We start from the raw sequence: 15065 nt of genomic DNA, 5'->3' as shown, positions 1-15065 counted from the left end.
GGTGCCTGTCAGGCGACGACCACGCGCTCGTTCGGCACGCAGTGCGTCATGACGTGACCGGTCACGTCCCGCGGACCGTTCTTGCCGAGGTTGGCCGCGCGCTGCAGCTCCTCCTCGGACAGGGTCTGCGTCTGCAGCGGCTCCAGGCCCCGGACGTCGTCGGCGGAGATGCCGAGGGCCTCGCCGACCCGCTGGCCCCACTCGTCGTCGCACATGAAGAAGTGCCAGACCATCCGCTCCTGGATCTCGCGGCGGCACTGCTGCAGGGCGCCGACCAGGTTGGTGACCAGGTCGTCCTTCTCCCACTGCTCGGAGAGCTGGTAGCGCTCACCGGCCTGCTTGTAGTCGTTGGTGCGCGGGATCCGCTTGCGGGTGAGCCGGCCGGTGATGACCGGGCCCTGCTCGTCGTGCGTGGGGTAGGTGTCCTCACGCAGGCCGCCGGTGATCGACGGCTCGTAGTTGACGTGCGGGTTGTCGCCCACGATGTCGCGGCCGTAGGACATCGGGCCGCCCTGCTGGTTGGTCCGGACCTCGACCTTGGGCCGGTTCACCGGCAGCTGCAGGTAGTTCGGACCCACCCGATAGCGCTGGGTGTCCGAGTAGGAGAACGTCCGGCCGACCAGCATCTTGTCGTCGGAGAAGTCCAGCCCGTCGACCAGGACGCCGGTACCGAAGGCGATCTGCTCGTTCTCGGAGAAGAAGTCCTCCGGCATCCGGTTGAGGGTCATCGTCCCGACCTTGCGGAGCGGGAAGACCTCCTCCGGCCACACCTTGGTGTCGTCGAGCGGGTCGAAGTCGAGCTCGGGGTGCTCGTCGTCGCTCATGATCTGCACGTGCAGGTCCCACGACGGGAAGTCGCCGGCGGCGATCGAGTCGTAGAGGTCCTTGGTGTGGGCACCCAGGGTCTGCGCCTGGATCTTGGCGCCGTCCTCGGCGGTGTAGGACTTCACGCCCTGCTTGGGCAGCCAGTGGTACTTGACCAGCACGGTCTCGCCCTGGGCGTTGACCCACTTGTAGGTGTTCACGCCGAAGCCCTGCATGTGCCGGTAGCTGGCCGGCAGGCCGCGGGGGCTGAAGACCAGCGAGACCATGTGCATGGCCTCGGGGGTCTGGCTGAAGAAGTCGAAGGCCCGCTCGGCGACGCTGGCCTCGAAGGTGACCGGGTCGGGCTTCTGCGAGTGGATGAAGTCGGGGAACTTGATGGCGTCCCGGATGAAGAAGACACCCAGGTTGTTGCCGACGAGGTCCCAGTTGCCGTCCTCGGTGTAGAACTTCACGGCGAAGCCGCGCGGGTCGCGCGCCATCTCCGAGGAGTCCCGGCCACCGGCGACGGTGGAGAAGCGCAGCGCGACGTCGGTGCGCTTGCCCTTCTCCTGGAACAGCTTGGCGCGGGTGTACTTGCTGACCGGTTCGTCACCGACGGTGCCGTCGGCCTCGAAGTAGCCGTAGGCGGTCACGCCGCGGGCGTGCACCACGCGCTCCGGGATGCGCTCCCGGTCGAAGTGGCTGATCTTCTCGAGGAACTGGTAGTTCTCCAGGGTCGCGGGGCCACGGGCGCCCACGGTGCGCTGGTTCTGGTTGTCGTAGACCGGGTGGCCCTGACGGTTGGTCAGGACCGGCTTGCCGGCCTGGCTGGGCGCCGTGCCCTGCGATGCGACGTCGGTCATGCTCCTGCTCCTCCTCGGATGTGGTGCTGGTGTTCGACCTGCATGGAGTCGGTGCCTGCCGCGACCTCCCGGTCACGGCTCCGACAGGTGGCGCAGAGCCCCCAGAACACGACCTCGGCCTCGTCCACGACGAAGCCGGCGGTGTCCGACGGGCTCAGACAGGGGGCCGCACCCACGACGCAGTCCACGTCGGCGACCGCGCCGCACGAGCGGCAGACCAGGTGGTGGTGGTTGTCCCCCACCCGCAGCTCGAACAGCGCGGGCGCCCCGGCGGGCTCGATCCGGCGGGCGATGCCGGTGGAGACGAGGGCCTTCAGCACGCCGTACACGGCCTGGGGGGACAGCGAGGGGTGCAGCTGCCGCGCGCCGGTCACGATCGTGTCGGCGTCGGCGTGGGGATGATCGGCCAGCACGCTCAGCACCGACAGGCGGGGCCGCGTCACGCGCAGCCCGGCCTCCCGCAGCTCGTGCGCCCAGGTCGTCTCCATCGAGAACCATCCAACGCGCTTTTCTTGAACGAGTCAAGACAAGCGGGTGAACGATCGCGGACGTGTCCCCCTGCGGGGGCCCTGATGATCAGGTCACCTGATCATCAGGGGTCCTGGCTCACTTCCAGCACTGAGCCAGGACCCCGAACGATCAGGTGACCTGATCGTCCTGCGGGTCAGGCGAAGACGATGGTGCGGTCGCCCTCGACGATGACGCGGTCCTCCACGTGCCAGGTCACCGCCTGCGCGAGCACCTGCCGCTCGACGTAGCGGCCCACCCGGCGCATGTCCTCCACCGTGGCGCGGTGGTCGACGCGGGCGACCTCCTGCTCGATGATCGGCCCGGCGTCCAGCTCCGCGGTCACGTAGTGCGCGGTGGCACCGATGAGCTTCACCCCGCGGTCGTGGGCGGCCTGGTACGGGTTCGCGCCCACGAAGGCCGGCAGGAAGCTGTGGTGGATGTTGATCAGCCGCTCGGGGAACCGGGCGCAGAACTCCGGCGAGACGATCTGCATGTACCGGGCCAGCACCACCAGGTCGACGTCGCCCACGATCTCCAGCGCCCGCGCCTCGGCCTCGGCCTTCGTGCCCGGGGTGACCGGCACGTGGTGGAACGGGATGCCGGCCGCGGCGGCCACCGGCTCCAGGTCCGGGTGGTTGCTGATGACAGTGGTGATGTCGGCCCGCAGGTCACCGGCGCGCACCCGGTAGATGAGCTCCTGCAGCACGTGGTCGGTGCGGCTGACGAAGACCGCGACGGTCGGGCGGTGCGCGGCCTCCACCAGCCGCCAGGTGAGCTGCCACGTGCGGGTCAGCTCGGCCAGCCGCTGCTCCAGCTCCGCCCGCCGGGCGGCCAGGTCGGCCAGCACGAACTCCAGGCGCAGGGTGAAGGTGCCACCGCTCGGGTCGGAGGAGTGCTGCTGGGAGTCGGTGATGTTCGCGCCGACATCGGCCATCAGGCCGCTGATCGCCGCCACGATCCCCGGCCGGTCGGGGCAGCGGACGACCAGTCGTCCCAGGTCGGCGGTGCGGTCGTCGAGCGGGCGGGCAGCAGACACGGTGCTAGATCGTCCCAGACCCGCGCGAGGCGCGGTCGGGGCCGCCCCGGCGGAGGGCCGCGAGCACGGTGCACGCCGTCCAGACGACGTCGACGGCGAACACGATCACCCAGATCCGGCCCACCCCGTGGACGAAGCCGGGCAGGCCCTCAAGCCCGGGCCGAGCGCCGCCCAGAAGGGCGTCCCACCCCTGCTCGGCGGAGGCCACGTCGACCACCCAGGAGAGGTCGACGAGCGCCAGCAGCACCTGGACGAGGACGAACAACACCGCGTGGGCAGCCAGGAGCGACAGCTGCCGGCGCGGGTCGCGGGAGCTCGCACTGCCCGTGCGACGGCCCGCCGTCCGGCCGTCGGACCCGGCGGTGTCCCCGACGGCGGCCGCCGGTGCGGTGGCGGCTGCATCCGGGACGGCGGGTGCGCCGGCGGGCACGGGAGCCGCCGCCACCTCCGGCGGGGTGGCGACGGGCCGGTCCCGCACCCCCAGCCGGCCCACCGCCCACGGCCCGAGCACCGCGCCGGCCAGGCTGGGCAGCGCGAGGACCAGGCAGGCCGTCGTCCACGACCCGCCCTGGTAGAGCGCGCCGGCCAGCACCGCACCCACGGCGGCACCCACCAGCGCGGCCGCCTCGTACAGGCCCATGCCGCGGCCGATGCCGGCGCCCGCGGCCTCGGCGACGACCGCCTGCTGCACGGGGATGACCGCCGCCCAGGCCGCCGCGCTCAGGACCCACGCCGCCGCCAGCACGCCCGGGGTGGGTGCGAAGGACAACCCGACCGCGAAGAGCGCGCTGGCCACCGATCCCAGCGCCAGCACCCGGCGGCGGCCGAACGCCACGGCGAGGCGGTGCAGCGGCCCGGGCAGCAGGCCCATGACGACGGCGCCCGGGAGGTAGACCAGCGCGATCTCCACCGGCTCCAGGCCGTGCCCGCGCTGCAGGTGCAGGAGCAGCAGGATGCCGACGGCGGACTCCGCGGCCATGGTGGCCGCGACGGTGAGCAGCAGCGGGCGCAGTCTCCGGCCGGTGCGCCGCAGGGCGGCAGGCGGCCCGGCACCGGCCACCGGGCCCGGCCGGATCGGCGCGGAGTACAGGAAGCCGGCACCCACCAGGCAGGCCGCGGCGCAACCGAGGAACAGCCCCCGGTAGCCCAGCGCCGGCAGCAGCGACAACCCGGCCACGAAGGCCACCCAGACGCCGGTCTCCTGCCAGGAGAGCAGCCGCGCGAAGACGGCGGGGTCCACCGCCAGCCGCTCACCCACGATGGCGCGCAGCGGCACCCACAGCAGCGCACCTCCCACTCCGCCGACCACCGCGGCCAGGAACGCGAGGGGAAGCGCGCCGGCGAACGCGTACCCGGCGGTGGAGAGCGCGTACAGCAGCGCGCCGACGGCGGCGACGGTCCGACGCTCCCGCGCATCCGCGAGCACGCCGGCCAGCGGCCTGGCGACCACGGAGACGGCCAGCTCGGTCGCCACGAGCAGGCCGACCTCCACCGGGGCGGCCCCGAGGGCGGCGCCCGCCCACAGCGGCAGGAGGAAGTCGAGCAGTTCGGCGGGCCCGCGGGTCAGTGCGGCGGCCGCCAGCGCGCCCGCCTCACGGCGTGCGGCAGGGCTCCGGTCGCGGTCCGCCATGCCCGGCAGCGTAGCGGAACATCTGTTCCACTAACATCGGCGCATGCCCCGGTCCGTGGATCCCGACGAGCGCCGGCGGACCATCGCCGAGGCGCTCTGGCGCGTCGTCGCCCGCGACGGCCTGGCCGCGGCCACCGTGCGCAGCGTGGCCGCGGAGGCAGGGCTGTCGCTCGGCGCGGTGACGCCCTTCTTCGACGGCCAGGAGGCGCTGCACCTGTTCGCGATGCGGCTCGTGGTGGAGCGCACGGCCGCGCGCGTCGCACGCCTGGATCCGCAGGGGTCGCCTCGAGAGGTGGCCGAGCAGCTCCTCACCGCGGCCATGCCGTTGACGGAGGAGACCCGACAGGAGGCCGCGGTCTACTACGCCTTCCTGGCCCGCGCCCGCGTGTCCCCGTCCTTCCGCGCCGTGGCCGACACCGTCGACGACGACCTGCGCCGCCTGCACGCCCTCGTCGTCCGCCTGGTGCTCCCCGACGCGCCCGATCCGCATCGGGAGGCGGCGGTCAGGGAGCTCCAGGCGCTCAGCGAGGGGCTGGCCTTCCAGCTGGTCACCTGGCCGCACCGCTACTCGGTCGAGGACGCGCGCGCCGCAGTGCGCACGTGGATCGACCGGACCGCGGCACCGGCCGGCCGCTCCTCTTCCGGGGAGTAGGCCGAGGTCAGACCTCCGGCAGCGGGGCGCGCCGGGCGCCGGCGACGTCGAAGAGGTCGCCGTACTCCTCGACGCGGGCCAGCACCTGCTCCGTGGTGAACCGCAGGGCCGCGGGATCCAGGGAGCCGTCGCGGACCGCGTCGACCTCGTCCCAGCCGATCGGCGTGGAGACCGTCGCCCCCGCCCGCGCCCGCAGCGAGTACGGGGCGACGGTGGTCTTGGCCGGGTTGTTCTGGCTCCAGTCGACGAGCACCTTGCCCGGCCGCAGCGCCTTCTCCATCCGCCAGACGACGTCGTCGGGGGTCTCGGCCGACAGCTCCTGTGCCAACTTCTTCGCATAGCGGCTGGGCTGCTCGCGGTCGGTGACCTCGATCGGCGCGTACACCTGCATGCCCTTGGAGCCCGACGTCTTCACCACCGGGTCCAGGCCGTCGGCCTCCAGCCGCACGCCGAGCCGCTCGGCCACCTCGCAGCACTCGGCGATGCCGGTCTCCGGGCCCGGGTCGAGGTCGAGCACCAGCAGGTCGGGCAGCTGCGCCACCCCGTCGTCGTCCACCCGCCACTGCGGGACGTGCACCTCCAGGGCGGCCAGGTTCGCCGCCCACGCCAGATCGGGGACGTCGGCCAGCAGCACCATGTCCAGCGTCTCGCGGCCGCGCGAGCTGCCCGGGCTCGGCAGGGTCACCCGGCGCACCCACTCCGGGGCGTGCCGCGCGCTGTTCTTCTCGAAGAACGCCGGGCCCTCGACCCCGTCGGGCCACCGGGTGAAGGTCACGGGCCGGCCGGCCACGTGCGGCAGCAGCACCGGGGCGATCCGCACGTAGTAGTCGATGACCTGGGCCTTGGTGAAACCCACCTCGGGGAAGAGAACCTTGTCCAGGTTGGAGACCGCCAGTTGCCGCCCGGCGATCTCCACCCGCTGCCTGGCGGGGCTCACGGTCCGCTACCGCGGCGCCGGCCGTTCACGACTCCCGCACCACGTCGTCGGGCTCCAGGTCGTCGCGGACCCCGCGCCAGACCGGGTGCCGGAGCCGCCCGTCCGCCGTCCACACCGCGTAGGCGACCTCGCCGACGAGGTCGGGCTCCACCCAGCGCGCGTCCCGGGTGACCTCGCGCGGCAGTGCGCCGGCGAAGGGCGAGGTGCGGCGCGGGGTGAGCAGCCGCTGCAGGTCGCGCAGCCCCTGGTCGGTGAACCCGGTGCCCACGTGCCCGACGTAGACCAACCGCCCCTCGTCGTCGGGGACGCCGACCAGCAGCGAACCGATGGTGCCGGCGCGCCGTCCCTGGCCCGGCCGCCACCCGCCGACGACGGCGGACTGGGTGGAGAAGTTCTTGACCTTGCGCCAGTCGGGGCTGCGGACGCCGTCGCGGTACGGGGAGTCCAGCCGCTTGGCCACGATCCCCTCCAGCCCGTTCTCCTCGCTGGCGGCCTGCACGTCGGCGCCGCGGCCCGGGAACCACGGCGTGAGCACCCAACGGCGCCCGGCCGGGTCGAGCTCGTCGAGGAGCGAGCGGCGCTCGGCGTACGGGCGTCCGCGGAGGTCCCGCCCGTCGAGCTCCAGCAGGTCGAAGACGAGGTAGCTGACCGGAGCGGCGGCCGCCATCCGCGGCACCTCGGGACCGGTGCGGTGCATCCGGTTCTGCAGCGCACCGAAGTCGGGGCGGCCCTGCCCGTCCATCAGCACGATCTCCCCGTCGACGACGGCGTCCCGACCGGTGAGCGTGCCGGGCAGCCGGGCGACCTCCGGATACCGGACGGTGATCTCCGTGCCCTTGCGCGAGGCCAGCGTCAGCCGCCCGTCCCGCACCGCGGCCAGGGCACGCACGCCGTCCCACTTGAACTCGTAGCCCCACCCGCCGTCGTCGGCGGGCAGGTCGCCGGGGACGGCCAGCATCGGCAGCGGGAGGTCGGCCGGCTCGGGAGCCACCACCTCAGGCGCTGCGGCGGGCCCGCTTGGCCGGCGGCTTGTCGTCGCCGGCGGCCCGGGCGGTCGTCTTCTCCGCCGGGCCGGCCGCCTTCTTCGGCGCGGCCTTCTTCGCGGCGGCCTTCTTCGCCGGAGCCTTCGCGTCGGCCTTGTCGGCGGCGGCCTTGCGGGGCGCGGCCTTCCGCGCCGACGCCGGCTTCTTCGCCGGCGGCGCCGTGGGCTCCTCGTCCGCGGTCGCGCCGCCCCGGGCGCGCTCGACGCTGCGCCGGAGCGCGCTCATCAGGTCGACGACGGCGGCCCCGTCGTCGGGGGTCTCCACCGGCTGGGCCACCTCGCCTCCGGTCTGCTTCGCCTCCAGCAGGGCGGTCATCGCCTCGCGGTAGTCGTCGGTGAACTCACCCGGGTCGAAGTCCGTGGTCATCGAGCCGATGAGGGCCTCGGCCATCTTCAGCTCCTGCGGCCGCACCGAGATGTCCTCGTCGAGGAAGGCGAAGTCGGGCGTGCGGATCTCGTCGGGCCACCGCATGGTGTGCAGCACGAGGACGCCGTCGCGCACCCGCAGCGCCGCCAGCGACTCCCGCTGCCGCAACGCGATCTTGGTGATCGCCACCTGGCCGGCGTTCTCCAGCGCGTCGCGCAGCAGCACGTAGGGACGCGCCGCGGGACCGTCGGGCTCGAGGTAGTACGTCTTCTCGAACATGATCGGGTCGATCTCGGACTGGTCGACGAACTCCAGCACCTCGATCTCCCGGCGGGTGGTGAGCGGCAGCCCCTCGAAGTCCTCGTCGGTGAGGATGACCACCTCCCCGCTGGGCAGCTCGTAGCCCTTGGCGATGTCGGAGTACTCGAGCTCCTCGCCGTCGATCGAGCACACCCGCCGGTACTTCACCCGGCCACCGTCGGCCGCGTGCACCTGGTGGAAGCGGATGTCCTTGTCCTCGGTGGCCGAGTACAGCTTCACGCCGATGCTGACCAGGCCGAACGACACGGCGCCTCGCCAGATCGATCGCATGCCGCCCTCCCTCGCACCCGTTCCGCCGGGCGTCCCCGACCCGGAGCCGGGTCAAGATCGCAGGATAGGTCCGGAGCGCCCTCCGCGGCAGGGCGAACGACGCGGCCGCTCCCCCCGACGGAGGACCGCCGGCTCCTCAGCCCTGCTCGTCCGCCCCCTCGTCGGCCGGGGCCAGGGCACCGTTCTGGATCGAGTCGTACACGAACTGCAGGACGTCGGAGCCCGCGACCGTCGTCATCGTCAGCGCGGCCAGCCGGGTGGCCCGGGGTGCGGTCACGTACCCGAAGACGAACGCCGTGCCCACCCACTGGGCCAGGCAGAAGGGGCAGGTGAGCAGCTCACCGACGGCGTGCTTCACGCCGCCGTGCTCCCGCACCTCCTCGGCCACCTCGGCGTGCCCCGAGGCGCCCTCGAAGCGCACGAACGGCGCGCGGAGCGGACTGGTCACCGGGTCCTTGGCGATGCGGCGGGCCAGCCGGAAGGTGGCGATGGTGAGCAGGACGGCGTCACCGAGCGGGATCCGCTCGGGCAGCTGCTTGCCCGCGGCCCGCACCGCCACGGCGCCACCGGCCACCACGCCCGCGTACACGCCCATGGCGCCCAGGTCACCGCCCAGCGGCCTGGGTTCCCCGTTGGTGTACTCGCGCTTCTGGGTGCGCACCCACCGGCGGAGCGGCGCCCCGACCCGCTGGACCTCGTCTGCGATCGCCATGGTCCCCCGCTACCCCGCGGGCGCGCTCCCATGCCGACGGGCGGCAGTGCCGCGACGCACACCGGCGCATGGCCGCACGGCCCCCGGGTAGGGCGGTGGAACGACGCCGGTCCCCCGACCGGCCCACGGCCCCTCCGGGGGCGAGAGCGCGGGCACGCCCGCCGACGAACGGAGGCCCGATGACCAACCCCGCCAACGACGGCACCGACCCCGGTACGTACGACGGCACCACCCAGACCGAGGGGCAGACGGCCCGGGACATCTTCCCCTCGGACGACGGCATCCCGGACGTCGCGCAGGACGACTCCCCCACCCAGGCGTGGAAGGAGGACCCGCAGTTCCAGCCGATGCCGAACGAGAGCGCGACCGCCACGGTCGACTTCGGCACCACCGCCTTCGAGCAGTCCCAGGGCGAGTCCCTCGCCGGCCGGCTGGATCGGGAGCTCCCCGACGACGCGGCCGACGTCCGCCCCGCCGAGGACCCGCAGCGGGCCGACGCGCAGCTGGAGCAGGACACCTCGACCACGCCCGAGAGCGACTCCGGCACCAACCGCACCGCAGACGACGTCGAGGCCACCGCGGACCAGCCCGTGGGCGGCGAGGGCCCCGAGGAGTCCGCCGTCCACGTCACCGACGGCTGACGCTCCCCCGCACACCAGCGACCCACCCCTCGGCGCCCCTTCGGGTGCCGTCCGGGGGGTGGGTTGGCGCGCGCGCGGCAGGTTGTCTACGTTGAGTCAGCGGTTCAGCAGGTAGCCGCGACGTGCTGGGCCGGTGGTCCGGCACGCAACACATTCGACCACCGCGAGCCGGGGGCCCGGGCCCCCGGAGATGTGCAGCGGTAGATTGTCCGGGCGGCCCGTCGTCCGGGTTCCGCCGAGAGGAGCCACTGTCCGTGACCACTTCCGACCTGCCCGCCGAGGGGCAGCCCGACGTGTCGACCGAGGGCACCGAGGCACCCTTCGACGACGTGATCACGCTCTCGACCTCCACCGACGAGGACGGCGCTGTCACGGTCACGGTCGTCGGCGAGGTGGACACCTTCACCGCTCCCGTGCTGCGCTCGACCCTGGACAGCCAGCTCGAGCAGCAGCCGCGTGAGCTGGTGATCGACCTGTCCGGTGTCCAGTTCCTGGGCTCGGCCGGTCTCGCCGTGCTCGTCGAGACGCAGAAGTCCGCCCGCAGCCGTGAGGTCGCCCTGCGGCTGATCGCCACGACCCGCGCCGTCACCCGGCCGCTCGAGGTGACCGGGCTGATCGACCTCTTCACCATCGCCGACGCCCGCTAAAGAAGGACCTCGTCCGGAGGCCCCGCTCCACACCGGAGCGGGGCCTCCGTCGTCACTAGGCCGAGAGCAGCCGGCAGACGGCCTCCTCCAGCACCTTCTGCGTGTCCCGGTCGGCCACACCCCCCGACGACAGGACCTCGTCGGCGTCGCGCAGGGCCTCGGCGACCGTCTCGCCGTGCTCGAACCGGTCGACGACGCGCGGGTCGACGTAGCTGGCCTTGCAGACGGCGGGGGTGTTCCCCAGCTGCTCGCTGACCCGCTTGTAGGCGGCGCTGACGACCTTCTTGCGGGCCGTCTTCGACGTCGGCGGGGGCACCTCGGCGAGCGCGGCGGCCATCAGCACCGTCGCCGTCCACGTGCGGAAGTCCTTGGCCGAGATCTCCGCGCCGCTGATCTCCTTGAGGTAGGCGTTGATCTCCGCGCTCGTCACGTCCCGCCACGTGCCGTCCTCGGTCTGGTAGGCGAGCAGGTCCTCACCGGCGTCGGCGGGGCGCTCGAGCAGCTGGCGGACGACGGTCGCCGTGGACCGGTCGGTGATCTCCACCTCCCGCTCGATGCCCCCCTTCGCGAGGTAGGAGCAGAAGGTCCGCTCGCCGCGCACCGACACGTGCGCCCGTTTCAGGGTCGCCAGGCCGAACGTGCCGTTCTCCTCCTCGTACTGCTCGCTGCCCACGCGGAAGGCGCCCAGGTCCAGCAGCCGGATGGCGGTGGCCAGGACGCGCTCGCGGGTGAGGCCGCGGGTGCGCAGCCCGGCCCGCACCGCGTCGCGCACATCGGGCAGCTGGCGCGCGATCTCCAGCACCCGCTCGTGCTTCTCCGCGTCGCGCCGGGCACGCCAGGCGTCGTGGTAGCGGTACTGCCGCCGCCCGGCGGCGTCCACCCCGGTGGCCTGGATGTGCCCGTTGGGCCACGGGCAGATCCAGACGTCCCTCCAGGCCGGCGGGACGGCGAGGGCCCGGATGCGGTCCAGCCGCTCGTCCTTGATGAGGCTGCCGTCGGTGTCGTAGTACGCGAAGCCGCGCCCGGCTCTGCGGCGTCGGTAGCCGGGCCCGTGCACGTCGCTGCGCCGCAGTCTCACGGGCGGGGAATGGGCACCGCAGGCACTCCGCAAACCCCCCGGGACGGAGAGTCACGCCTCAGCGCAGCTCGACCAGCCCGTCCAGACCGCTGATCTCCAGCACGTGCCGGGTCACGCCGCCCGCGGGGGCCTGGACGACGAGGCGCCAGGACTCGTCCCGGGCGATGCGGGCCACGGCCAGGACGACGCGGACGGCGGCGCTGCTGAACAGGCCGACGTCGCAGAGGTCGAGCTCCATCGGGGTGGCGCCGCCGTGACTGGCCTCCAGCATCCGGATCCGCAGCTGTTCCGCGGCCGCGGCGTCGACGGCCCCCCGGGCCCGCACGACCGGGCGCGGACCCTCGCGCTCGACCACCACGTCCGCACCGTCGACGACGCGGTGCGCGTCGATCTCCTCGTCCGGGGTCCGCCGCAGCCGGAAGCTCAGCGTGACCGTCGTCCCGTGGTCCTCGGCCAGGGTCACGCCGTCGACGAGCTGGCGCATGATCAGCAGCCCGCGGCCACGGTCACCCGGGTCGCGGTCCGGCGGGCGCCAGGTGCCCTGGTCCCGCACGGTCACGGTGAGCACCCCGTCCACGTCGACCTGGGCGGTCACCGACATGGGCCCGGGCTCGGTACCCCGGTAGGCGTGCTCGGCGGCGTTCGCGCACGCCTCACCGACGGCGACCATGACACCCACCCGGTCCTGCTCGCCCATGCCCAGGTCGGTCAGCCAGGCGTTGAGGCGCCGGCGCACGCCGGGCAGCGCGGAGGGCACGGCGAGCAGGTCCAGCTGGAGGGCCTCGTGCGCGGTGGCCCGCCGGTGGGCGACCAGGACGGCGACGTCGTCCAGCCAGCCGTGCGGCCGGCGCACGCCCTCGGCGATCGCCCCGGCCAGCCCGGCCGCGGCATCGACGCCGAGGGCCCCCGGATCGTCCAGCGCCTCGCGCGCGGCCGCACCGAGCCGTTCGAGCGCCTCGGCGGGTGGCTCGTCCAGCCCCGCGACCACACCGTTGGAGAAGAGCACCAGCGTCGCGCCCTGGGCGAGCTGGGCCTCGTGCAGCGGCGCCGGCGCCCCGGGGAGGCTGCCGAGCGGCGGCCGGGCGGTCACCTCGAGGAACGTGCTGCTCCCGTCGGCGTGCACGACCAGCGGGGCCGGGTGACCGGCCGCGCTGTAGACCAGCCGCCCGGTGGCGACATCGAGGACGCCGTAGAACACCGACGCCCCCTCGACGTCGTCCATCTGGGCGGCGAACGCGTCGAGAGCGGCGAGCACGGCCGCCGGCTCCGGGTCGCCGAGCACCGTGGAGCGCATCGCCCCGCGCAGCCGGCTCATCGCGCCGGCCGCGGCCACCCCGTGCCCCACGGCGTCGCCCACCACCAGGGCGACGCGGCCCTTGCCCAGCGGCACGGCGTCGTACCAGTCGCCACCGGCCGCGGAGAGCTCGGTGGCCCGGTGGTAGCTGCCGGACAGGACCACGTCGGGGAGCATCGGCAGCGACGGCGGGAGCAGCGCCTGCTGCGCGCGGTGCACGTCGTCGGCCGCGAGCGCTTCGATCACCACGAAGGCACCCGGCTCGCCGGCGACCGTCATGGGCCGCACCGTGGCCGTCACCATCGGCCCCTCCGGCCCGAGCGCGCCGCTGAGGGTCTCGGTGTGCCCGCTGCGCGCAGCGGCCTCGACGAGGTCGGCCAGCGGGCGCCCGGAGACCTCGGGCAGGCCGCCGCGCCGGGCCTCCAGGCCGCGGGCTCGGGCGTTGGCCCACAGCGGTCGGGCGGCGTCGGCCGCCAGGCAGAACAGCGCGTCGGGCGACGTCTCCATGGCAGCGAGCAGCACGGCGGAGCCCTCGTCCAGGGCGCCGTCGTCGGTGGGTGGCAGACTGCCGGAACCGGTGCTCATCTCGGGCCAGCCAACAACAGGCTGCGGGTGGCGGCAACCGCGTGCCCGGCACGCGAACGCCGTGGTCCAGGCCACGTTTGGGCGCCGGCGCCGGTCGGGTAGGCAGCAGTCTTGTGCACCGATCGGTGCCGGTCCGCGCCGCCACCGGTGGCCGGGCCGACCGGCACGGGGCACCACCGCGGCTCGAAGGTCGAGTGCGCCGGGAACGAAGGAGCGGACGACGGATGGTCGATTCGAGGGCCCCCCTCGCGCAGGACGGACGGCGTGCGGAGCGACTGGAGCTGCGGGTGCCCACCACCGCGACCCAGCTGCCCGCGGTCCGGGCCATGGCCGGTGACCTGGCGATGCGGATGGACTACGACCTCGACGCGGTGGAGGACCTCCGTCTCGCGGTCGACGAGGCCTGCGCCACCCTGTCGACGATCGTCCAGGGGGACGCGCCGCTGACGGTCGTCTTCGAGACCACGCGGGCCGGCCTGCACATCAACGCCTGGGTGCCCACCGCGGACGGCACGGAGGTCCCCACCGACGGCTTCGGGTGGGCGGTCCTCGCCGCCCTGGTCGACTCGGTCGAGGGCCGGCGCTCCACCGAGCGCGAGGTCCCGGGCGGGACCGGCAGCGACTCGCCGGTCGCCGTGATCGCCCTCGCCAAGTACCTGCCGGGGCAGCACCCGGCGGGCGTGGGCGACGAGAACCTCTCGGTGGCCCGGTGAGCAGGTCGGCCGCCGCCGCCGACTCCATCGAGGAGGAACCCCTGGACGCCACCGAAGGCACGCCCGTCGACCCCTCGGCCGAGCAGCCGGTCGAGACCCCGGACGAGCCCGCGCCCGGCCTCCCCGGCCCGCCGGCCGCCCCCGAGCCCGATGCGCCACCGCTGTCGGAGAACCGGCGCCGGGCCGAGCGCACGGCGCCGCTGTTCGCCGAGCTGGCCACCCTCGACAAGGACGACCCCCGCCGGGAACGGCTGCGCGAGATCCTCGTCGAGGAGCACCTGCCCCTGGTGCGGCACTTCGCCCGGCGGTTCAGCAACCGCGGCGAGCCCTTCGACGACCTGCTGCAGGTCGGCACGCTCGGGCTGATCGCCGCGATCGACCGGTTCGACCCGACACGGGGCGTGGAGTTCCTCTCGTTCGCCGTCCCGACGATCACCGGCGAGATCAAGCGGCACTTCCGCGACCAGGGCTGGTCGGTGCGCGTACCGCGCCGGCTGCAGGAGCTGCACCTGTCGCTGAACGCCGCCGTCGGCGAGCTGGCGCAGAAGAACGGCCGGGCCCCGACCCCCAGCGAGCTGGCCGAGCATCTGGGCATCCCCCGCGCCGAGGTGCTGGAGGGGCTCGCCGTCGCCAACGCGTACCGGAGCAGCTCGCTGGACGAGCGGCTCTCCGGTGAGGACGACTCCCCCACCCTGGCGGCGACGCTGGGCGAGGAGGACGCGGCGCTCGAGGGCGTGGAGTACCGCGAGTCGCTGCAGCCGCTGCTGGCCACCATCCCGGCCCGGGAGCGGCGGATCCTGATCCTGCGGTTCTTCGGCAACATGACCCAGTCGCAGATCGCCGCCGACATCGGCATCTCCCAGATGCACGTCTCCCGGCTGCTCAGCCAGACGCTGGCCAAGCTCCGCGAGGGCCTGCTCAAGGACTGAACGACCGGTGGCCCAGGACCCCGGGGTCCTGGGC

General features: G+C 73.9%; 15 protein-coding genes. 5 read left to right on the top strand and 10 right to left on the bottom strand.

Annotated features, from left to right (window positions below; translation table 11 throughout):
• Positions 1 to 8: 8 nt before the first annotated feature.
• From ACI79Q_RS12025 to ACI79Q_RS12010, 4 genes are all read right to left on the bottom strand, one after another.
• Positions 9 to 1667, bottom strand: a complete 1659-nt coding sequence (locus ACI79Q_RS12025; protein ID WP_456590474.1) for a catalase — start codon at positions 1665 to 1667, stop codon at positions 9 to 11.
• Positions 1664 to 2155, bottom strand: coding sequence for a Fur family transcriptional regulator (locus ACI79Q_RS12020; protein ID WP_456598317.1), 492 nt, complete (start codon positions 2153 to 2155; stop codon positions 1664 to 1666). The genes ACI79Q_RS12025 and ACI79Q_RS12020 overlap by 4 nt, the downstream gene beginning before the upstream one ends.
• Before the next feature lie 176 nt (positions 2156 to 2331).
• Positions 2332 to 3213, bottom strand: a complete 882-nt coding sequence (purU, locus tag ACI79Q_RS12015; RefSeq protein WP_456590476.1) for a formyltetrahydrofolate deformylase — start codon at positions 3211 to 3213, stop codon at positions 2332 to 2334.
• Between the two features lie 4 nt (positions 3214 to 3217).
• Positions 3218 to 4843, bottom strand: coding sequence for an MFS transporter (locus ACI79Q_RS12010; protein ID WP_456614749.1), 1626 nt, complete (start codon positions 4841 to 4843; stop codon positions 3218 to 3220).
• 43 nt (positions 4844 to 4886) lie between these two features.
• Between ACI79Q_RS12010 and ACI79Q_RS12005 the strand changes: the two genes are divergently transcribed.
• On the top strand, positions 4887 to 5495 hold the full coding sequence (locus ACI79Q_RS12005) for a TetR/AcrR family transcriptional regulator (RefSeq protein ID WP_456600602.1): 609 nt from the start codon (positions 4887 to 4889) through the stop codon (positions 5493 to 5495).
• Between the two features lie 7 nt (positions 5496 to 5502).
• Here ACI79Q_RS12005 and ligD (ACI79Q_RS12000) read toward each other — a convergent pair whose 3' ends face one another.
• The 4 genes from ligD (ACI79Q_RS12000) to ACI79Q_RS11985 form a co-directional block, all read right to left on the bottom strand.
• Positions 5503 to 6432 carry a non-homologous end-joining DNA ligase gene (gene ligD, locus ACI79Q_RS12000; RefSeq protein WP_456590479.1) on the bottom strand — a complete coding sequence of 310 codons (930 nt, stop codon included), beginning with the start codon at positions 6430 to 6432 and terminating at the stop codon, positions 5503 to 5505.
• A 25-nt stretch (positions 6433 to 6457) separates the two neighbouring features.
• Positions 6458 to 7423: a non-homologous end-joining DNA ligase gene (ligD, locus tag ACI79Q_RS11995; protein WP_456614748.1), complete on the bottom strand. Its 966-nt coding sequence runs from the start codon at positions 7421 to 7423 to the stop codon at positions 6458 to 6460.
• Between the two features lie 4 nt (positions 7424 to 7427).
• Positions 7428 to 8432, bottom strand: a complete 1005-nt coding sequence (ku, locus tag ACI79Q_RS11990; protein ID WP_456590481.1) for a non-homologous end joining protein Ku — start codon at positions 8430 to 8432, stop codon at positions 7428 to 7430.
• A gap of 136 nt (positions 8433 to 8568) precedes the next feature.
• Positions 8569 to 9144, bottom strand: a complete 576-nt coding sequence (locus tag ACI79Q_RS11985) for a DUF1360 domain-containing protein (protein WP_456614747.1) — start codon at positions 9142 to 9144, stop codon at positions 8569 to 8571.
• Between the two features lie 179 nt (positions 9145 to 9323).
• Here ACI79Q_RS11985 and ACI79Q_RS11980 point away from each other — a divergent pair, with 179 nt between their 5' ends.
• Complete coding sequence (locus tag ACI79Q_RS11980) at positions 9324 to 9785, top strand: hypothetical protein (protein ID WP_456613464.1); 462 nt, start codon at positions 9324 to 9326, stop codon at positions 9783 to 9785.
• 254 nt (positions 9786 to 10039) lie between these two features.
• Positions 10040 to 10432 (top strand): STAS domain-containing protein, encoded by a 393-nt coding sequence (locus tag ACI79Q_RS11975; protein WP_091933845.1) that lies wholly within the window; start codon positions 10040 to 10042, stop codon positions 10430 to 10432.
• 55 nt (positions 10433 to 10487) lie between these two features.
• On the opposite strand, the gene ACI79Q_RS11970 is transcribed toward ACI79Q_RS11975, so the two are convergent.
• Together ACI79Q_RS11970 and ACI79Q_RS11965 are read right to left on the bottom strand one after the other, a co-directional pair.
• Positions 10488 to 11510: a DNA topoisomerase IB gene (locus ACI79Q_RS11970; RefSeq protein ID WP_456590484.1), complete on the bottom strand. Its 1023-nt coding sequence runs from the start codon at positions 11508 to 11510 to the stop codon at positions 10488 to 10490.
• Positions 11511 to 11568: 58 nt separating this feature from the next.
• The gene (locus tag ACI79Q_RS11965; RefSeq protein ID WP_456614746.1) at positions 11569 to 13389 is read right to left on the bottom strand and encodes an ATP-binding SpoIIE family protein phosphatase; all 1821 of its coding nucleotides are present in this window, start codon (positions 13387 to 13389) and stop codon (positions 11569 to 11571) included.
• A 224-nt stretch (positions 13390 to 13613) separates the two neighbouring features.
• Between ACI79Q_RS11965 and ACI79Q_RS11960 the strand changes: the two genes are divergently transcribed.
• Positions 13614 to 14102, top strand: coding sequence for an ATP-binding protein (locus ACI79Q_RS11960; RefSeq protein WP_456590486.1), 489 nt, complete (start codon positions 13614 to 13616; stop codon positions 14100 to 14102).
• Positions 14099 to 15031 (top strand): RNA polymerase sigma factor SigF, encoded by a 933-nt coding sequence (locus tag ACI79Q_RS11955; RefSeq protein WP_456590487.1) that lies wholly within the window; start codon positions 14099 to 14101, stop codon positions 15029 to 15031. The genes ACI79Q_RS11960 and ACI79Q_RS11955 overlap by 4 nt, the downstream gene beginning before the upstream one ends.
• Positions 15032 to 15065: the final 34 nt, after the last annotated feature.

It is taken from the genome of Blastococcus sp. SYSU DS0828 (assembly GCF_054050975.1).
Note: the sequence above shows the minus strand (reverse complement) of the source record. Positions and strands in the feature narration are given on the sequence as shown.